General features: G+C 59.0%; 15 protein-coding genes and 1 pseudogene. 6 read left to right on the forward strand and 10 right to left on the reverse strand.

Translation table 11 applies throughout. From position 1 onward, the window contains the following. Window positions 1-326: 326 nt before the first annotated feature. On the forward strand, window positions 327-869 hold the full coding sequence (locus BEN48_RS10120) for a hypothetical protein (protein ID WP_070734558.1): 543 nt from the start codon (window positions 327-329) through the stop codon (window positions 867-869). 245 nt (window positions 870-1,114) lie between these two features. Here the strand turns inward: BEN48_RS10120 and BEN48_RS10125 are convergent, their stop codons facing one another. Continuing rightward, on the reverse strand, window positions 1,115-2,680 hold the full coding sequence (locus BEN48_RS10125; protein WP_070734576.1) for a M28 family metallopeptidase: 1,566 nt from the start codon (window positions 2,678-2,680) through the stop codon (window positions 1,115-1,117). Between the two features lie 340 nt (window positions 2,681-3,020). Between BEN48_RS10125 and BEN48_RS10130 the strand changes: the two genes are divergently transcribed. From BEN48_RS10130 to BEN48_RS10140, 3 genes are all read left to right on the forward strand, one after another. After that, entirely contained in the window at window positions 3,021-3,503 is a 483-nt protein-coding gene (locus BEN48_RS10130; protein WP_070734559.1) for a hypothetical protein, read from the forward strand. 336 nt (window positions 3,504-3,839) lie between these two features. Next, entirely contained in the window at window positions 3,840-4,775 is a 936-nt protein-coding gene (locus BEN48_RS10135) for a D-2-hydroxyacid dehydrogenase (RefSeq protein ID WP_070734560.1), read from the forward strand. A 689-nt stretch (window positions 4,776-5,464) separates the two neighbouring features. Further along, window positions 5,465-5,815, forward strand: coding sequence for a hypothetical protein (locus BEN48_RS10140; RefSeq protein ID WP_206599848.1), 351 nt, complete (start codon window positions 5,465-5,467; stop codon window positions 5,813-5,815). A 406-nt stretch (window positions 5,816-6,221) separates the two neighbouring features. Here the strand turns inward: BEN48_RS10140 and BEN48_RS10145 are convergent, their stop codons facing one another. From BEN48_RS10145 to BEN48_RS10180, 7 genes and pseudogenes are all read right to left on the reverse strand, one after another. Further along, entirely contained in the window at window positions 6,222-7,052 is an 831-nt protein-coding gene (locus BEN48_RS10145) for an enoyl-ACP reductase FabI (protein WP_070734562.1), read from the reverse strand. A 97-nt stretch (window positions 7,053-7,149) separates the two neighbouring features. Next, window positions 7,150-8,820, reverse strand: coding sequence for a DNA repair protein RecN (gene recN / locus BEN48_RS10150; RefSeq protein ID WP_070734563.1), 1,671 nt, complete (start codon window positions 8,818-8,820; stop codon window positions 7,150-7,152). A 132-nt stretch (window positions 8,821-8,952) separates the two neighbouring features. Further along, window positions 8,953-9,855 carry a type IX secretion system protein PorD gene (gene porD, locus BEN48_RS10155; RefSeq protein ID WP_158010151.1) on the reverse strand — a complete coding sequence of 301 codons (903 nt, stop codon included), beginning with the start codon at window positions 9,853-9,855 and terminating at the stop codon, window positions 8,953-8,955. Between the two features lie 28 nt (window positions 9,856-9,883). Next, window positions 9,884-11,312: pseudogene (locus BEN48_RS20190) on the reverse strand (bifunctional phosphopantothenoylcysteine decarboxylase/phosphopantothenate synthase). A gap of 162 nt (window positions 11,313-11,474) precedes the next feature. Beyond that, window positions 11,475-11,822 (reverse strand): DNA-directed RNA polymerase subunit omega, encoded by a 348-nt coding sequence (locus tag BEN48_RS10170; RefSeq protein ID WP_070731180.1) that lies wholly within the window; start codon window positions 11,820-11,822, stop codon window positions 11,475-11,477. Window positions 11,823-11,929: 107 nt separating this feature from the next. Continuing rightward, window positions 11,930-12,760: an outer membrane protein assembly factor BamD gene (locus tag BEN48_RS10175; protein WP_070734566.1), complete on the reverse strand. Its 831-nt coding sequence runs from the start codon at window positions 12,758-12,760 to the stop codon at window positions 11,930-11,932. A gap of 104 nt (window positions 12,761-12,864) precedes the next feature. Further along, window positions 12,865-14,628: an OstA-like protein gene (locus BEN48_RS10180; RefSeq protein WP_070734567.1), complete on the reverse strand. Its 1,764-nt coding sequence runs from the start codon at window positions 14,626-14,628 to the stop codon at window positions 12,865-12,867. A 104-nt stretch (window positions 14,629-14,732) separates the two neighbouring features. Between BEN48_RS10180 and tilS the strand changes: the two genes are divergently transcribed. Both tilS and mdh read left to right on the forward strand, forming a co-directional pair. After that, window positions 14,733-16,064, forward strand: coding sequence for a tRNA lysidine(34) synthetase TilS (gene tilS / locus BEN48_RS10185; RefSeq protein WP_070734568.1), 1,332 nt, complete (start codon window positions 14,733-14,735; stop codon window positions 16,062-16,064). A gap of 93 nt (window positions 16,065-16,157) precedes the next feature. Continuing rightward, window positions 16,158-17,096, forward strand: coding sequence for a malate dehydrogenase (gene mdh / locus BEN48_RS10190; RefSeq protein ID WP_035566995.1), 939 nt, complete (start codon window positions 16,158-16,160; stop codon window positions 17,094-17,096). 140 nt (window positions 17,097-17,236) lie between these two features. On the opposite strand, the gene BEN48_RS10195 is transcribed toward mdh, so the two are convergent. Together BEN48_RS10195 and BEN48_RS10200 are read right to left on the reverse strand one after the other, a co-directional pair. Continuing rightward, complete coding sequence (locus BEN48_RS10195; protein WP_070734569.1) at window positions 17,237-18,145, reverse strand: rhomboid family intramembrane serine protease; 909 nt, start codon at window positions 18,143-18,145, stop codon at window positions 17,237-17,239. A gap of 61 nt (window positions 18,146-18,206) precedes the next feature. Beyond that, on the reverse strand, window positions 18,207-18,998 hold the full coding sequence (locus tag BEN48_RS10200) for a rhomboid family intramembrane serine protease (RefSeq protein WP_070734578.1): 792 nt from the start codon (window positions 18,996-18,998) through the stop codon (window positions 18,207-18,209).

The following is an 18,998-nucleotide window of genomic DNA, read 5'->3' on the forward strand; positions in this document are numbered from 1 at the left end:
CAGCCCGGCTGCGACAGTGTGCGCGTCACCCAAGGGCGTTTCGACAAGAAGCTCTAAGCAGCCGACGTGTCACTTATTAGTTCGAGAAAACGGTGGGTCGGTGAACATGGCCCGTTCACCGAAAGGAGGGTTCAATTAATTTCTCTGGGCGTCGCCTTGACAATATCCCTTTATCGCGTTCTATGTACTTAACTGCAAGTTATTTATTCAATGATAGGGGCCGTTCGTGAAGTCGAAAGAGGCGGAAGATTACTTGGTATGTGCACCCACCGAGCCGGTATATTTGAGCATCGCAATCCTCTGGTTGTGCCTCACCGCCTCCGTTCATGAAAATCTACCCACTCGTGCTGCTGGCCGCCCTGTTGGGCCTGAGCCAGTGCCACAAGAAAAGCGACCCCACCCCCCCGCCGCAAAACCCAGTGAGTCTTTTGCCGCCCGAAACCCAAACCGGCCAGCGCACCTTCGGCTGCCTGCTCAACGGCCAGCCCTGGACCCAGGCGGGCAGTCCTTTTAATGGGCCGGTACTGGCCGCCGAATGGTATCAAAACCGACTTAGTATCAGTTGTCGCCGGGCAATCAATAACGCGAACGGCAGCCCACACACCAATCAATCGATAGAATTTGCGATTGACCCGGTCGCTGGGCCTGGCAATTACCAGCTCAAGGATTCAAAGCAAAACCTGTTAGTGTTTTCGGACTTCCTCACGAATTGCCAATACCTCACGGGCAGCGGTCAGGTAGCCACAGTCCAAATCACCCGTTGGGACCCGGTCGCCCGCATCGTATCGGGCCGGTTCGCCTTCACCTTGGAAACCCCCGGTTGCGGACGAGTAACGGTTAGTGAGGGCCGGTTTGACACGCGTTTTTAAGGCCTTGGTCGCCCTAGCGGTTTCCTACCTGAGGCAAAATAGCAAAACTGCTCAAAGTTCATTAAAACGGTGATTTAAGTAAAATAAAGGCCCAACAACACTTTACAAACAGTCGTTTTGAAAATACCAGTCCTCGGCTATTATTTTTCTGGCCCAATCCACCATGATTTCTACGTTCTGAAAAACGCAAAAAGGCCCGGCCGAGCAATGCTCAGCCGGGCCTTTTTGAAGCTAGTCCTTTTTGGTTATTGAGCCGGCTTAACGGGCGTCGGCATAGGCTTGCGGGGCATTTTTTGGTCGCGCATAGCCGCGTTGTATACGAAGGAGGCTACTACTACCGAGGCTTGCTTGAGGTCGTCGGCAATGAGGCGGTCGTAGGTGTCCTGGTTGGTGTGGTGGGTCTGGGGGAAGTAGTCGAGGCCGTCCTGAATGAACTGGAAGCCGGGCAGGCCCACGGCGTCGAAGGCGATGTGGTCGGTGCTGCCGGTGTTGCGCAGCGTGACGGTGGTGGCGCCTAGGTCGGCCATGGGCTTGAGCCACTCGGCGAAGATGGGCGCGATGGCCTCGTTGCCCTGGGCGTAGATGCCGCGGATTTTGCCGCCGCCATTGTCCAGGTTGAAGTAGGCGCTCAGCTTTTCGTGGGCGGGCAGCAGCTTCATGGTGGCGGGGTCGCCGAAGTTGTTTTTCACGTAGTTGCGCGAGCCGTGCAGGCCCTGCTCCTCCTCGCCCCACAGCGCAATGCGGATGGTGCGGCGCGGCTTCATGCCGGTGGCTTTGAGAATGCGCACGGCCTCCATCATCACGGCCACGCCGGCGGCGTTGTCGGTAGCGCCGGTGGCGGCGTGCCAGGAGTCGATGTGCCCGCCGAGCATCACCACTTCGCTTTTCAGCTTGCGGTCGGTACCGGGGATTTCGGCCACCACGTTGTAGCCCTTCAGGTCCTGGGACTGGAAGCGGGTTTTGGTTTCCATTTCCACTTCCACCGGAATGCCGGCTTCCACGAGGCGAATGAGGCGCAGCTGGTCCTCGGGGGTCATCTCAATCTCGGGCAGCACCGGCTTGGCATCGGCGGCGTAGGGTGCGCCGTTGGTGGTGTTGAAGGTGCCGTAGATGCCCCCGCGGGCGCTGAGCACGGCGGCGGCGCCTTCGCTCATCAGCATGTCGGCCATTTTGGTGCGCAGGGCGGCCTGGGTGCGGCGGGCGGCCATGGCGGCGGCATCGGGGGTGTTGGCGGCGGGGCGGGGGGCGGCAGGCTCGGCCATTTTCGCCAGCTCGTCGTCGGTGTAGCGCCGCAGGTCGGGGCCTTCGGCGTTTTTGGGTGGAGTGGGCACGTTCATCACCACGATTTTGCCCTTCAGCTTGCCCTTGTACTGGTCGAGGTCGGCTTCGGTGTTGGCGGCTTTCATCACCACCACGGGCAGGCGCAGGACGCCGGGGGTGCTGGGCGTCCAGGCTTTGGGGGCGCCCACCATGGTGTGGTAGTAGGGGGCCGTCATGGCCACGTAGGACTTCTCAATGTCCCAGCCGCGGCCGAAATCGCCCCAGGGCTCAATGTTGGCGTTGGCCAGGCCGTATTGGGTGAGCTGCTTCTTGGTCCATTCGTTGGCGCGCTTCAGGCCGTCGGAGTTGGCGAGGCGCGGGCCGCTCACGTCGGTGAGGTAAAAAGCGGTTTCCATCACCTTGGAGCGGTTCATGCCTTCGTCGCGGATTTTGGCGAATGCCGCAGCGTCGATTTTCTCAGCCGTTTGGGCCGCGGTTGGCAATGCGTGGGCCAGGGTGCCCGCAAGTGCCGCCAGTATCAATTTGTTCATCAAGTAAGGGTTGAGCGTGAAGTACAAGGCTTTAAAGTTAGGCAAAACCGGTGGGCCCGAAAAGGGGCAGGATGCTTCAAAACCGCATTTTGAGAGAATACGCGGGTAACTGAAGCGGCGCTTTGCCATTGCTCGTCTGCAAACCTCCGCCTTTCGTCGGTGCTTGTGCGCTGCCGGTCCAGGTTCGGGTTTTTGGGCATTTTTCGGCTAAGAATTTGCAAACACCCTGGCAGCACCACGCATTGCAAGATTAAACCTTGGGCTGGGCCTGCTAGTCAAACACGCAGTCCACCGCCCCTTGTTTTGGACCATTATTATCAACCCCAACCCACAATTACCCATGAAAACCTTTTTGATGCCCCTCGTAGCCGCCTTTGCTTTCACTGTGAGCACGGCCGCCGCCCAAACCACCACCCCCGGCACCATGTCGCAAGGCACCATGGCACAAGGCCGCGGCAACGGCCGCATGCAGCAGGGCAACCCCGAAGAAATGGCCACCCGCCAGAGCCAGCGCATGACTCGCGAATTGGGCCTAAACGCCGACCAGACCGCCAAGGTGCAGCAAATCCTGCTGGCCCGCGGCCAGGAAACGCAGGCCATGCGCGGCCAGGCTCGCGATGCCGCCAACCGCGACCAGATGCGCGCCCAGATGCAGGCCAGCCGTGCCAAGTACGAGGCCCAGTTTAAGGAAGTGCTGACCGCCGACCAGTACACCAAATATGCGGCTATGCAGGAAGAAAGCATGGACCGCGGCCGCGAAACGATGGACACCAAGATGAAAGCCAAAAAAGGCAAAGTCAAAGTGAAGAAGTCCGACAGCTAATCGCACGGCTCTAATTTTGATAACCATGAGAACTCCCAGCCGCTTGGCTGGGAGTTTTTTTATGGCGCCTTATCTACTAAGCTTATTTGAGCAGTCAAAAAACCGTCATGCTGAGCTTGCCGAAGCATCTCTACCGCAACAGCAATTCAACCGGCTCAACAAAGCGGTAGAAATGCTTCGGCAAGCTCAGCATGACGGTTTTTTTGACTGCCTAAACAGCTTTAAGAAGGTTCCCGCAACGGCTAGACCCCTTTTTTTGCCCTGTCCACAGCAGCACGAGGCCAGTCCGCGTATAACGGCCGCCGGCTCCAATTCAGCCTTTGCTCACTCTTTCACATGCGTCTTTTCGTTTTTTCTCCCCTGAGCGCCGCTGCCCGCGCCTACCTGCTGCAACAGCTGCCCACCGACGTAGAAGCCACTTTTGGGGCCGACCTCAACCACGGACAAACCCGCGACGCCCTCCAGGCAGCCGAGGTGCTGCTGGGCAACCCGTCGCCGGCCTTGCTTGTTGGTCCGCTGACCAATCTGCGCTTCTGGCAGATTGACTCCTCCGGTTTTGAGCGCTACCGCGGGGTGGAGCTACGCGTGCCGGTGGCCAACATGGGCGACTTCTTTGCCTGGCCCTGCGCCGAAACCATGGTAGCGGGCCTGCTGGCCCTCTTCCGCCACCTGCCCGAGCTGGCCGTGCTGCAAGCCGAAAAGCGGTGGGTGGGCGGCGCCTTCGTGCGCAACCGCGCCCGGCTGCTGCGCGGCCGCCAGGTAGTTGTCCTCGGGGCGGGCGCCATTGCGCTGGCCGTGCGGCAGCAGCTCAGCGGCTTCGGGTGCCGGGTGCAGCTATTGGCCCGCACCGCCCCGCAAGCCCAGCTGCACTCCCGGGAAGCCCTCAAATCCGCCCTGCCCGACACCGACATCGTGATAAACTGCCTTCCCGGCAGCGCCGAGGGCTTTTTCTCCGCCGACCTCATTGCCGCCATGCGCCCCGGTAGTATCTACGCCAACGTGGGCCGCGGCAACACCACCGACGAGCCCGCCCTCATTGCCGCCCTGCAAAGCGGCCACCTGGGCGGCGCCGTGCTCGACGTAACCGCCACCGAGCCGCTCCCCGACACCAACCCGCTTTGGGACCTGCCCAACGTGCTGCTCACCCAGCACACCGGCGGTGGCCAGCCCTTCGAAGACGAGGGCAAAGTGGACACGCTGCTGCGCAACCTGGAGTTGCTCCGGAGCGGCCAGCCGCTGGAGAATATGGTGGAGCTAAGCCGCGGGTATTAATGTGAGGTAGCAACGCCACATTTTACGGCTCATCGGCCGCGACTACCGACCACCGTTTGCCGGTGCCATTCAACTCCACGCAAAATATTGCGTTACTACTGCAGGCGCCAAGGGGTTTAGGCTTCGAAAATACGTTTAAGCGTGTGTTTCCGGGCTTCCCGGGCCGTGAGCTGGCGCGACCACGGCACCCGCGCTTTGGGATTGGCGTCTGCCCCACCGGCCCCGAGGAGTTGGCAAATGTCAGGTTCTCGGCCACAAAATCGTTGCCGTACAGGCAGCCGCTCGACGAGCCCGACGTGCCCTTGTCATCCCCAAAATGCTCTTTTTCTGGTTGTAGTCGTCATTGGTTAGGATGATTTTGTCCCGGTCTTCGCCAATGAGCTTCACAAAGGTTTTGGCACCCGCAAGAATGAGTTTTCCCTTGTAAGTTCCCTTCTTAATGAAAATAGTGTGTCCACTGGGCAGGCGGCGCTAAGCTGCCCGCCCGGTAGCCGTAATGCGGAGATGAGGAAACTTCCCCATTGCCCTGCTTAAGACTTGGCGGCCGGCTAAAAAAAGCAGGCTGCCAAGTAGGCACACCGTTTATAAAACCACTATAACGGCCAACGGTGGCGCTTTGCTGTTTGAGGTGTACATTTGACAATCACCGTCTTTAGGTAGAAATTATGACAAGTAAACTGTTCACAAGTGTGCGAATTCTTTTTGGAGTATTTCTGCTCTTCTTCGGATTTGACCATTTTTTTAATTACATCCCTTTCCCCGAGATGGCACCCAAGGCCGACGCTTATTTTGCAAGCTTGTCATCCACTGGTGTGATGCAGATGGTCGGAGTTGTGGAAATCGTTTCGGCCCTGGCCTTTATATTCAATAAGTACGGAGCCCTGATGGCTGTCATACTGATGAGCGTTTCCATTAATGCCGTTCTATTTCATATTTCATTAGACCCTGCCAAAATTTACGGGGCGCTTATGCTTTTGATTCTCAACATAAGCATGCTCTATTTTTATAGAAACCAATACAACCAACTCCTAAAAGCCTAGCCTAATAGCGGCTTTGCGAACGATATGTCGGTATCGTAGAGACGCAAAATATTGCGTTCCTATATCCTAATGGATTCACTATTCGTGAATCCGCTGTAAATTCGAAGTTACCGATTCAAACCAGATTCCAGGCCCGTATTCTTATCACGCTGATTTGAATTCGTGTCACGGTGGCAATACCGTTTTTAGTTCGCGTATTCGCGGGGGTAGTATTGTAGTCAACTGCTTTGGACTGCTGGCTAACCCTATTCGAAATTGCAGGCGACCACTCCGTTTTGGTACGTCAAAGCAATAACGGTTTCTATGTGACTCCCAACGACACTATTTTCCAAACGCACTGACTGACTACTAATGAGAAAGCCCGACCATCTGGCCGGGCTTTCTCATTTCCTGTAATCAGCTATACTTATTCCTGCGCGCCAGCGGCTTTGGTCATCACGTCCACAATCTCGGCCGAGATGCCGGTGGTGCTGAAGCCGCCGTCGTGCATCAGGTTTTGCATGGTCACGTAGCGGGTCAGGTCCGAAAACAGCGAAATGCAGTAGTCGGCACAGGCCTCGGCGGGCGCGTTGCCCAGCGGCGACATCATGTCGGCGAAGTTGTAGAACGCATCGAAACCGGTGATGCCGGTGCCAGCCGTGGTTTTGGTGGGCGACTGCGACACGGTGTTCACGCGCACTTTCTTGAGCTTGCCGAAACGCTGGCCGTAGCTGCGGGCAATGCTTTCGAGCATGGCCTTGGCCTGCGTCATGTCGGTGTAGTCGAGGAAGGCGCGCTGGGCCGCGATGTAACTCAGGGCCACGATGCTGCCCCACTCGTTCATGGCGTCCTGCTTCTCGGCCACGGCCATCATCTTGTGAAATGACATGGCCGATACGTCAATCGTCTGCTGGAAGAATTTGTAGTCCAGCTCGCCGTAGTGCTTCTTTTTGCGGATGTTGGCACTCATGCCAATGCTGTGCAGCACGAAGTCAATCTTGCCGCCCAGCTTTTCCTGCGCGCCCGAAAATAGCGCCTCCAGCTCTTCGGTGGAAGTAGCATCGGCCGGAATAATGGGCGCGTTGCACTCCTCGCTCAGCTTGTTGATTTCGCCCATGCGCATAGCCAGCGGGGCGTTGGTGAGCACAAAGCGGGCGCCTTCGGCGTGCGCCCGCTGGGCTACTTTCCAGGCAATGGAATGTTCGTTGAGCGCACCGGAAATAATGCCGACTTTGCCGGCGAGGAGGTTGTTAGGCATGGGAATGTGAGATAAGCTTTAGCTGGCACCGCAGGGCCGTGAAAGTATAACGGCCGGACAAAAGTAGGAATTTGACGGCAAGCTAATGCCTACCGCACTACGCTGCCACCTCGCCCCGCAGCGCCAGCAGCTCGCGGGCGCTCTGGTAGGCGTTTTCGCTGGGCTTGGCGCCCGCAATCATGTGCGCAATTTCCTTGATGCGGTCGTCCTGGTTCAGCTCGCGGATGCGGCTCACGGTGCGGTCGGCGCGGTCTTCCTTGTACACGAAGTAGTGCACGTCGCCGGCGGCGGCCATTTGCGGCAGGTGCGAAATGGCAATCAATTGGTGCTTGTGCGCCATTTGCTGCATCATACGGCCCACTTTCACGGCAATTTCGCCGCTGATGCCGGTGTCAATTTCGTCGAATACTATCGTGGGCAGGGCCGTCTTATCGGCCAGCATGTACTTGATGCACAGCATCAGGCGCGAAAACTCCCCGCCCGAGGCTGCTTTGCTGAGCGTCTGGGGCTGGGCGCCTTTGTTGGCCGTGAAGAGGATGTTCACCACATCGGTGCCACTGGTAGCAGGTGGCCCAACACTGTGCTGCACCACAATGCGGGCGTGCGGCATGCCGAGGTCGGCCAGCAGCAGGCCCAGCTGCTTCTCGAAGGTGGGAAACGACTTGCGGCGGCTTTCCGAGAGCTTGGCGGCCTGCTTGGTCACGGCAGCCAGCGCGGCGTCCGAATCCTTGCGCAGCCGGCTGATTTCCTTGTCCAGGTTCAGCACCGAGCTCACTTTTTGGCGCAGGCTGTCGCGCACTGCAATCAGGGACTGGAGGTCGCGGGCCTGGTGCTTGCGCTGCAGCGTGTAAAGCACGTTGAGGCGGTCCTGCAATTCTTCGGCGCGGGCAGGGTCGCCCTCGGTGCGGCGCTCGGCGGTTTCTACTTCGTCGGCGATGTCGTGCAGCTCAATCAGGCAGCTGTCGAGGCGTTCGCGCAGCTCCCGGAAATTATCGGCGTAATTGGCCACCTGGCCCAGCAACATCACGGCGTCTTTCATGCTGCCGGTGGCGCAGGATTCGCTGTCGCGCAGCCCGTGCAGGGCCTGGCTCAGCTTGTACTTGATTTCCTCGGCGTGCTCCAGCTGCTTAACCTCCTGCTCCAGGGCGTCCTGGTCTTCGGTGTCGAGGCGGGCTTCTTCCAGCTCGTTCAGCAGGAAGCTGTTGTAGTCCAGCTCCTTGCTGGCCTGGGCGGCCTGGCTTTCCAAGGTTTGCAGGTCGGCTTCCAGCTTGCGGTACTGCCGGAAAGCGTTGCTGTAGTGCGTGCGCTGCGGCACCAGCCCGGCGTACAAATCCAGCAGGTTGAGCTGAAACACGGCATCGCCCAGCAGCAGCGTGTCGTGCTGCGAGTGAATGTCCATCAGGTTGGCGCCGATTTTCCGCAGGGCATCCAGCGTCACGGGCGTGTCGTTCACAAAAGCCCGCGACTTGCCGTTCGGACTTATTTCGCGCCGCAGAATGCACTGCACGTCATAGTCCAAATCCTCGGCTTCGAAAATATCCTGCAGCTGGTAATTGGCAATGTTAAACTGCCCTTCAATCACGCACTTGCGGTCGGTATCGAACAGCATGCGCGAGTCGGCGCGGTTGCCCAGCAGCAGCCCAATAGCGCCCAGCATGATGGATTTGCCGGCACCCGTTTCACCCGTGATGATATTTAAAAGTGGCGACGGCCGCAACTCCAATTGTTCAATTAGAGCGTAATTATTAATCCGTAAATCGACTAGCATAAACAGGTTAGAATGTCAGCTAAAACGTCATGCTGAGCGCAGCCGAAGCATTTCTACTGCAATACTAAAATTGATTAGTTGCACGATAGAGATGCTTCGGCAAGCTCAGCATGACCGTTTTAGCTGATTAATTTATTTCAGAACACTCTGGTATTTCGCTGCGTTCGCTGGGTCCACTTCGATGAGCATAGTCACCATTTCCTGCTTCTGGCGCTGGTCCTGACTGGTGCGGAAGATGTTGGCAATTTCGTCGGACTTGGCCTCGAAGAAAGAGCGGGCGAACAAGGTATTCGGCCGCGTCACGGCGGCTTTCTGAATCCCCGTCAGAGCCTGCATCACGGAGGTGCGGGCTTCTACGGGCTTCTCCACAAACACGTCCATGCCCTGGCGGTAGTAGCCGTAGAGGCCCGTGCGGAAGGCCTGCAGCTGGGGGTCGGTAAGGTTGTCGAGCAGAAAATGCCGGTCGCGCGAGCCCAAACCGAGCCACCCGGCATCGGGCTCATTGGTACTGGTCTGGTTGCCCGTATAGTTCACCACGTTGCGGGCCAGCTCGTAATACGGCGTGCCCCCAAGCGGCGCAAATGTGTCGCGGTCGATGCCGATGACCATGTAGGCATAGTAGCCCAGCAGCGACGACAGGTTGGACACGAAGCTATTGGGCGAAAAGTCCAGCGGCGCCTGCGGCGAGTAGTTGAAATTAAAGTTTCGGTCAACGATGCTGATAACGTTGGTTTCGTAGCCCGTACCGTACACCGGGCGCGTCGAAATCATGCGCATGGTGGTCTGATACGACCCGTTTTGCGGAATCTTCTCAATGCCGATGAATACGCGCAGCCGGATTTTTTCCTCCGGCCGATGGGTCTGGTTGGTCCAGGACCGGTTGTTGAGAAAGGTGCGGATGTCGTTCTGCATCTGCCCCACGATGGTGGGGTCCGTGATGGTCACGTTTTGGGTGGTCACCTGCACCTCGGCCAGCAGTTCCTGGGCGTGGGCAACGGGTGCCGCCAGCAGCAGCACCGCAACGAGGGGCAACACGGCGAGAAGTTTTCGCATCATGGGGTACTTAGGGCAGGCGGTCCAGAATCAGGCGTACCAGTCCGCGGGCCACATCGGCTTTGGACTGCAACTCAAAATTAACGATTTGGCCGGCGGTATCCAGCACGGTCACCTTGTTGGTGTCGTGGCCAAAACCCGCGCCGGCATCGCGCAACGAATTCAGCACAATGAGGTCGAATTTCTTACGGTGCAGCTTGCCCTGGGCGTGGGCCAGCTCGTTTGTAGTCTCCAACGCAAAACCCACCGCAAATTGTTCAGGCCGCTTGCTTAGTCCGAGCGTGGCCGCAATGTCCACGTTCTTCACCAGCTCCAGCGTCATGGTGTCGCCCGTTTTTTTAATCTTTTCCGGCGCTATCTGGGCGGGCCGGTAGTCGGCCACGGCCGCCGCAAACACCCACACATCGGCCCTGGGCGCCACTTCGGCGGCAGCGGCAAACATCTCGGCCGCCGTTTCCACCCGCACCGTGCGAATGCGCGGGCTGGCGGGGTCCGGCAGCTGGCTGGGGCCGCTCACCAGCGTCACCTCTGCCCCCTGGGCCGCGAAGGCCTCGGCCAGCGCATAGCCCATCTTGCCCGTCGAGCGGTTGCCCAGGAACCGTACGGGGTCCAGCGGTTCGTAAGTGGGGCCAGCGGTAAGCAGAACGTGCACGTTGGAAATGTAGGTTAGGCTAAGAACGTCATGCTGAGCTTGCCGAAGCATCTCTACCACGCCGCTTGTCATGCTGACGAAGGAAGCACCCTATCAGGGTAGAACAAATCGTTCCGCTGTGAGAAGGTCCTTCGCTGCGCTCAGGGTGACAAATGGCGCGGTAGAATGCTTAGGCTGCGCGTACGCCAGATGAGCGCGACGTTTAACTTTTTGTGGTTGATTCAGCAAAGAAAGCCTCCAGCGCCGCCACGATGTCCTCCGGCTCCAGCATGCGGCCGTGGCCGCTCAGGCCGCTGGCCAACTCGCCACTGGGCGAGTCGAATACGTGGTTGCCGAAGGAGCGCAGGCGCGCCAGGTTCTGCGTCACGGCGGGGTGGGCAAACATGTCTACGTCCATGGCCGGAGCCATAAAAACCGGGCAGCGGGCCGACAGATAGACGGCACAAAGCAGGTTGGGGCACAGGCCATTGGCCAGTTGCCCGATGGTATTGGCGCTGGCAGGGGCTATGAGCAGCGCATCGGCCCACAGGCCCAGCTCCACGTGGTTGTGCCATTCGCCGGCTGCCGCATCGCGCAAAAAGCCCATGAGCACGGGCTTTTTGGAGAGAGTGCCCAACGTGAGGGGCGTGACGAACGCCGCTGCAGCCTCCGTGAGGACAACCTGCACTTCGGCCCCAGCCTTCACCAGCAAGCGCGTGAGCACCGCCGCTTTGTAGGCAGCAATGCTGCCGCTCACGCCCAGCAGGATGCGGCGGCCGGCAAGAGGGGAAAGCAAGCTGTCAGGCATAAAAATTTGTTGCGGGTTACTGGGTCACAAAAGAACGTCATACTGAGCTTGCCGAAGCATCTCCACTGCGCAAGTAAGGAATTACTACTGCGGTAGAGATGCTTCGGCAAGCTCAGCATGACGTTCTTCTGGTACCCGACCAATTTATTCGGCCGCGGGATTTTAGAACAGCTCGCGGGGCACCGGCACCTCTTCTGGTGCGGGCGTTGTATACTGAATTTTGCCCTGCAGGAACTCCTCAATGGCGAGGCTGGTGGGCTTGGGCATCCGCTCGTATTGCTTCGAAACCTCGATTTGCTCGCGGTTCTCAAACACTTCTTCCAGGTTGTCAACGGTAGAAGCAAACTCGGCCAGCCGGTCGTTCAGCTCTTCCTTCAGCTTAATCGACAGCTGGTTGGCGCGCTTCGAAATCACAGAGATGGCCTCGTACACGTTGCCGTTGTCGCCGGTGATGTCGGCCACGTTGCGCGTGATGATGGAGCTCGACGGGGTGTTGGGATTAGGTTTCATGGGCTGATATATTAGTTGTTCGTTTTTGGTTGTCTGTTGTTAGTGCCTGGAACGGCAGCGCTGGTTGAATATCCGACAACCAGCAACTAACAATTAACAACTGAAGATTAGTTAGAGGCCGCCGCGGGCAGCGATTTCAGCCTGACAAGCTCGGCCTGGCTGGTATCGAACATGTCCTGGGCTGATTTCAGGTTTTTGCTCTGGGGAAAACCGTCTATGAATTGCTGGTAAAAAGCGATGGCTTCGAGGTACCGCTCGCGCTGCTTCGATTCGATGCTCTCCTTGGCCCAGGCATACTGCGCGTTGAGGCGCAGGTACGCGGCCTGCTCGGCAAAGGCCGATGCGGGGTATTGCTGCTGGAAATTGGTGAGGGCTACCACGGCTGCCTGGTTGTAGCGCAGCTGAAAATACAGGCGGGCACTTTCAAACGCCTTGCTCTCTAGCTTCTTTTGCAACTCCTGCGACATGCGCTCGGTCTCGGGCCGGAACTTGCTTTCGGGGTAGCGATTCAGGAAATCCTGAATGGCTTCGAGGGCCGACACCGTGTTGGTCTGGTCCAGCTCGAAGCCCGGCGAATCGAGAAACAGTGACTTTGAGTTCAGGAATGACGCCTCCTCGGCATAGTCCGAGTTAGGGTATGTGTCCACAAACTGCTTGAAATAGAACGTGCTCAGCACGTAATTGCGCTGCTTGTAGTTGGTATTGGCAAAGTAGAACTGGGCCTTTTCGGCCTCGGGGCGGCCCTTGAGCAGCGGAATCAGGTCTTCGAGCAACGTACCGGCACGGAAAAAGTCACCCTTTTCGTAGTAGGCAATGGCAGCTTCGTACTTTTTATTAACGTCGGTGCTTTTCAGCAGGCGCTGGTAATTGTTGGAACAAGCGCCCAGTACGAGCGAACTAACCAGCAGAAACAGAACCGTGAGGCGGGAAATCGGCATATGGGGTGCAAAGGTAACGATTTGAGCCGGCGAAGGCAAACGAGGCGCGGCGGCAGCGGCGTACACCGGGGGCAAGAGTGCCCGGCGGCCGCGAAAGGTTGCAACTAGGGGCGGCCCGTGGGCACTGCCTTGGCGGGCGCTGGCGGCGCGGCGGGCTTGGCTACCAGCGGGCGGGCTGGAGGCTTGGGCGCGGGCTTGGCAGGCGTTTTTTTTATGGGAGTCTTGGGGGCAGGCGTGGCTTTTTTCTTGGCCGCCGGGCGTTTTTTGGGGCGGTCGTCGAACTGTTTGCCCAACACCTGACGGCGGGTGGGGCGTTCCTTGGCCAGCCACTGAAAGCCCTTCAGGCGCTGGTCGTCGGGCTTGAACTCATGGGGCGGCACAAACCGGGCCTCGGGGTTCGAGAGAACCGTTATCCTATTGAGCTTGCTCTCCAGAAACAGCATCCGCATATTGGCCGACAGCACCCGGTTCATGCCCGTGGTGGCGGTGTCGTTTTCCAGGGCGTAAAAGATGCTTTCGGCGTTGCCCTGCACGTCCACGCGCCGCAGCTTATTGTCGCGGAAGTAGGCCATCATGCTGCGGCCCTTGGTTTGGTTGAAGTTCAGCAGCGTATCCTGGTCCACGGCCAGGGCATTGCCGAAGAGGCGCATCTCGTCAATCCGGCCGCGCTTCGAGCGGATTTGCATGGAGTCGGCGGTGAGCTGGTTTTTGGCCTGCCACAGCACCGGGTTGCGGTTGAGGTAAATGATGCTGTCCTGCCGGTCGTAGGTCAGCGAATCGCAGATGCCCTGCAGTTCGCCCCGGAATATTTTCACCCTCGGGTACGCGTAGAGCACCGTGCGCGTGGTGGTTTGGCCGGGGCGGGCTTCCACGCTCACCAGCGTATCGGCCGCCATATACAAGGTATCCTTGTCGCTGATGTTGCGCACCACCGGCCGGCCACCGTAGAGCTTGGTGCGGCCCAGGGCGCGCCAGTAGCGGCCCACGTCGCCGCGCAGGGTCAGGTTGTCTTTCTTCGAAATCAGGCTGACGTGGCCTTTGGCTACGCCGTACATCTTCACCTCGTCGTACACCAGCTCATCGCCGCCCAGCAAGTAGTTAGGCGTGTCAATTTTGGCGTTTTTCTTGAAATTGGAAACGCGGGTAATGGTGTTGTAATTACCGCCCTCGGCATACAGATTCCCCTGCTTGCCCTTGATGCGCGTAGGCCCATCAAAGTAGGCAATCTTGGACACCGTATTGTAGCGCAGCAGGTCGTTGTTCAGCTCCGAATCGGGCGTAACGAGGTGCACGTTGTTGGTGAACACGAATACCTTGGAGTTGGTATCGTAGAAGCCCTGCTGGCTATCCAGCGTGTTTTGCGGGTCGGTGAGGTGGCCGGTTTCGGTGTAGGAGGCCGTTTTGCGGTTGAGGTCGTACACCAGGCTGGGCGTGGTGAGGGTCATGCGGGTGTCGCGCATCACCACGTTGCCCACCATGCGGGCGGTGCGCTTGTCGCCGTTATAGAAACCCTTGTCTCCGGTAATGGTCATGGTGTCGCCCTGTACCACCCGCACGTTGCTGAAGGCCTCCACCTCGTTGCGGTCGAGGTACTGGTAGGCCGAATCGCAGTACAGAAAGGTGTCTTCCTGCTGAAAGCTGACGTTGTCAATCAACTTGCGAATTTTCACGCCATTGAAGTCGCCACCGAGCAGCTTGCCGGCGGTGAGCAGCTGAATGGGCGCCCCCTTGCCGGCCACCGGCGGCGCAATGGACGGCCGCGGGCTGCGCGCCGCAGGCCGGCGCGGGACCGGCTGGGCTTGGCCTTGCGCCTGCCCGCACAAGGGCAACAGCAGAAAAAAGAGGAAAAAGAATCGGGTGAAGGACATTCGGAACTCAAAGGTACAGACCGGGCCCGCGCTAACGGCCATCTTTGCGCTGTAGTACCCGTGGGGTGCCCCGCGACAGATTTGCCTGAATACGTTAATTTACCATGCTTGATATCGTTCGCCGCTTTATTGAAGAGCACGCTCTTTTCTCCATCGAAAACGATGCCGTTCTGGTTGCCGTGAGCGGCGGGCTCGATTCCGTGGTCTTACTAGACATGCTGCACCGCATGGGGGTGCAGGTGGCGGTGGCGCACTGCCACTTTGGGCTGCGCGGCGAAGATGCCGATGCCGACGAGCAGTTTGTGCGCAAGCTGGCCAAGCAGTACGGCCTCCCCTACTTCGCCGAATTTTTCCAGACCAAGGAATTTGCTGAGCAGGAAGGCATTTCGACCCAAATGGCGGCCCGCTTCCTGCGCTACCGCTGGTTTGAGCAGGTGCGCCAGACGCAGGGGCTGGCCTGCATCGCCACGGCCCACCACCAGCGCGACGAGGCCGAAACCATGCTGCTCAACCTCACCCACGGTACCGGCCTGGCCGGCCTGCACGGCATTCAGGTAAAAAACGGGCACGTGGTGCGCCCGCTGCTGGGCGTGGGCCGCGACGACCTGCACGACTACCTGGTGGAGCGCGGCCTGCGCTGGCGCGAAGACGACAGCAACGACAGCCCCGTGTACCAGCGCAACCTGCTGCGCATTGAGGTGCTGCCCGTGCTGCGCGAAATCAACCCCAACCTGGACCAAACCATGCACGGCACGGCCGAGCGCGTGGGCGGGGCCGAAGAAATTGTGCGCCGCTACGTGGCCGATACCACCGCCCAGGCCCGCCGCGACGACGCCGAAGTAACCTATCTCAACATTGCCACGCTGCAAAAAACCGCCGCCACCGCGCTGGTGCTGCACGAGATGCTGCGGCCCTTCGGCTTTTCCTGGCCAGTGGTGAAGGACATTGTGGCGGCTTTCCCCGGCGAGAGCGGCCGGCGCTTCGATTCGCCCACGCACCGGCTGGTGAAGGACCGCGAAAACCTGGTTATCACTCCGCGGCGCCTCACGCAGTTTGGCACCTTTCAACTCACGGCCGGCCAAACCGACCTGCTAGCCGACGGCATGCGCCTGAAAACTGAGTTGCACGAAGACGCCAAGCACTTCATCATTCCGCGCTCCAAAAGCACGGCCGCGCTCGATGCTGACAAAATTAAATTTCCGCTCACGCTGCGCAAGTGGCAGGACGGCGACTGGTTTATGCCCCTGGGCATGAAAGGCAAAAAGCTGCTCAGCGACTTCCTCATCGACCAGAAAGTACCGCTCAACCTCAAAGACGAGGTGCGCGTGCTGACCTCGGCCGACGGCAAAATCTGCTGGGTGGTGGGCTGGCGCGTCGATGACCGTTTTAAGGTAGAGGACACTACTGAGCGGGTGCTCACCGTGCAGCGGATGTAGCACGGTAGCCCCAGTCCAAACGACCACTTCGACGGTAGTTACGATGTGAGCGTTACTTTTGCTCCAGTATTCCCAACCCCAACACCTTATCCTATGAAAGTTACCGTAGTCGGAGCCGGCAACGTGGGCGCAACCTGCGCCGATGTGCTCGCCACCCGTGAAATTGCTAACGAAGTTGTGCTGCTCGACATTAAAGAAGGCGTAGCCGAAGGCAAAGCCCTCGATATCTGGCAGAAAGCGCCGATTATCGGCTACGATACGCGCACGGTGGGCGTGACCAACGACTACGCCCGCACCGCCGATTCCGACGTGGTAGTAATCACTTCGGGCCTGCCCCGCAAGCCCGGCATGAGCCGCGACGACCTGATTTCGGTGAACTCCGGCATCGTGAAGTCGGTAACCGAGCAGGTGGTTAAGTACTCGCCCAATGCCATCATCATCATCGTGAGCAACCCACTCGACGTGATGACCTACCAGGCGCACCTCACCTCCAAGCTGCCCCGCGAAAAAGTGTTCGGCATGGCCGGCATCCTCGACACGGCCCGCTACCGCGCCTTCCTGGCCGAAGCGCTGAACGTGAGCCCCAAAGACATTCAGGCGGTGCTCATGGGTGGCCACGGCGACACCATGGTGCCCCTGCCCCGCTACACCACCGTGGGCGGCATTCCCGTTACCGAACTCATCGGCAAGGCCGAGCTTGATGCCATTGTGGACCGCACCAAGAACGGTGGCGGCGAACTGGTGAAGCTCATGGGTACCTCGGCGTGGTATGCGCCCGGCGCGGCTGCTGCTCAAATGGTAGAAGCCATCGTGCGCGACCAGCGCCGGGTGTTCCCCGTGTGCCTGGAGCTGCAGGGCGAGTACGGCATCAACGGTGTGTACCTCGGTGCCCCGGTTATCCTCGGCAAAAACGGCGTAGAGCGCGTGATTGAATTGCAGCTCAACGACGAAGAGAAGGCCATGCTCGAAACCTCGCGCGGCCACGTGAAGGAAGTAATGGACGCACTGGACAAGATGGGCCAGCCCGCGTAACTGCTCCTACTCAAGCAGCAAAAAGGCCCCGCCGGTATTTCCGGCGGGGCCTTTTTTATTGCCTTATCCAACACGTAATGGAGATGCACTATTTCGCGCCTCGGCTCATACCGGCGCGGACGCTGAAACGCACAGGGCCTTTACTGCTGGCTGGCCCGAAACAGCTTCTGCTTTTCGTCCTTCGACAGGCTCTCGTAGCCGGAACGCGAAATCTTGTCCAGAATCAAATCGATTTCGTCCTGCAGCGGCTGGCTCGCCACGGCAGATTTTTTGCCGCCGCCGGTGGATGTAGCCGTCACGGGCTCGGGGCGGCGGGTGCTGCTCACGCTCATGGTGGGACGGCGGGCGAATATTCGGGTAAAAAAGTTGCCCACGGCCTGCACCGGACGGCCCAAATCGCGACCGGCCTGCAGCTGTTTAATAAACAAAAAGCCCACCAGCGCGCCGCCAAGATGGGTTATTTCGCCGCCGGCATTGTCGCCGTTCACGCCGGCCAGGGAAATGAGTACCACCACGGCCGCAATCCACTTTATCTTGACCGGGCCGATAAGAATCAGCGTGAAAGTATAGTCGGGCAATAAGGTGGCCGCCGCCACAATGATGGCCGTGACCGACGCCGAAGCGCCAATAACCGGCAGCCCCACCGCTGGCCGGAACTCCGGAATCAGGTTGTAGCTGAGCAGGAACACCACGGCCCCGGCCAGCGCCCCCAGCACGTAGATGCTCACAAGGCGGCGGTCGCCCAGGTACTCGCGAAGCAGCTGCCCGAACCAGTACAGGTTCAGCAGGTTGAACAAGATATGGAAGAACCCCTGGTGGGTGAAGGCGTACGTGAGCAGGGTCCAGGGGTGGCGCAACAGCACGGGCAGGGCCGACGAAAGCTCAAACTGCCGCATCACGGGCGGGTAATAGCTACCGAAGCTGGTGAGTGTGAGAACGGCGCGCAACACAATGAGGCCCGCAAACACCAGCACGTTCAGCAAAATGAGCTGAATGAGGGCGTTGTCGCGGCGACTAAACGCGGTGCGAATATCTTGAACGATGCTCATGTCTCTAAGTAAACAGATAGGGTGATTATCACAAAATAGCAGCTAGCCCGCTCGCCGGGGTTTAGTAGAACCGCTCGCGGCCGTTCTCCCAGAATTTGAGCACAACAAACCCGATTACCAGACCGCCGAGGTGGGCGAAGTGGGCCACGTTGTCGCCGGGGGTGCGGTGCACGCCGGCATACAGCTCGTAGGCCGCGTAGAGGAACACGAAGTACTTGGCTTTGATGGGAAACGGGAAAAACAGCAGCATCAACTCGGTATTGGGAAACAGATACGCGAAGGCGAACAACAGCCCAAACAGGGCCCCGGAGGCACCCAGCATGCCAGCAGCCCGGGAGGTCACGTACTGGTGCACCCTATCCACCTGCTCCACCATGGCCTGGCGCAGCGATTCGTCGTTGGGGCTGCGCTCCAGGGCGCTGGCCGCGGCCTCGTCGCTGGCCTGCTTCAGACCGCTTTTTTCCATGAAGGAGTCGTAGTCGACGGCATTCATGCTTTGACGTACTTCAATGTAGGCGGTTTCAAACTGGTGTATTTCGTAGGCCCGCACGCCTTCGTAGAGTACGCCCGCCCCTATCCCGCACACCATCCAGAACGTGAGAAAGCGCGAGGCACCCCAGCGCTGCTCCAGCAATGGGCCGAACGATATCAAGCCGAACATATTGGCTAACAAGTGCCCCCAGCCGGCGTGCAAAAACATGTAGGTAAAAAACTGCCAGGGGTAGAAATAAGGCGACCCGATGGGGTACAGACTGCCCACCTGAGTCAGCAACGGCAGAATATTCTGTTGCGCTATAAAAAATAGAACGTTCGCAATAAGCAGGTTGCGAACCGTGGGAGTCAGGTTGAACAT

The organism is Hymenobacter glacialis (assembly GCF_001816165.1).
Taxonomy (GTDB): domain Bacteria; phylum Bacteroidota; class Bacteroidia; order Cytophagales; family Hymenobacteraceae; genus Hymenobacter; species Hymenobacter glacialis.

Coding starts and splice junctions, on each gene's coding strand:
- BEN48_RS10120 (WP_070734558.1), top strand. CDS start 327: ATGAAAATCTACCCACTCGTGCTGCTGGCCGCCCTGTTGGGCCTGAGC.
- BEN48_RS10125 (WP_070734576.1), bottom strand. CDS start 2,680: ATGAACAAATTGATACTGGCGGCACTTGCGGGCACCCTGGCCCACGCA.
- BEN48_RS10130 (WP_070734559.1), top strand. CDS start 3,021: ATGAAAACCTTTTTGATGCCCCTCGTAGCCGCCTTTGCTTTCACTGTG.
- BEN48_RS10135 (WP_070734560.1), top strand. CDS start 3,840: ATGCGTCTTTTCGTTTTTTCTCCCCTGAGCGCCGCTGCCCGCGCCTAC.
- BEN48_RS10145 (WP_070734562.1), bottom strand. CDS start 7,052: ATGCCTAACAACCTCCTCGCCGGCAAAGTCGGCATTATTTCCGGTGCG.
- recN (WP_070734563.1), bottom strand. CDS start 8,820: ATGCTAGTCGATTTACGGATTAATAATTACGCTCTAATTGAACAATTG.
- BEN48_RS10170 (WP_070731180.1), bottom strand. CDS start 11,822: ATGAAACCTAATCCCAACACCCCGTCGAGCTCCATCATCACGCGCAAC.
- BEN48_RS10175 (WP_070734566.1), bottom strand. CDS start 12,760: ATGCCGATTTCCCGCCTCACGGTTCTGTTTCTGCTGGTTAGTTCGCTC.
- BEN48_RS10180 (WP_070734567.1), bottom strand. CDS start 14,628: ATGTCCTTCACCCGATTCTTTTTCCTCTTTTTTCTGCTGTTGCCCTTG.
- tilS (WP_070734568.1), top strand. CDS start 14,733: ATGCTTGATATCGTTCGCCGCTTTATTGAAGAGCACGCTCTTTTCTCC.
- mdh (WP_035566995.1), top strand. CDS start 16,158: ATGAAAGTTACCGTAGTCGGAGCCGGCAACGTGGGCGCAACCTGCGCC.
- BEN48_RS10195 (WP_070734569.1), bottom strand. CDS start 18,145: ATGAGCATCGTTCAAGATATTCGCACCGCGTTTAGTCGCCGCGACAAC.
- BEN48_RS10200 (WP_070734578.1), bottom strand. CDS start 18,998: ATGTTCAACCTGACTCCCACGGTTCGCAACCTGCTTATTGCGAACGTT.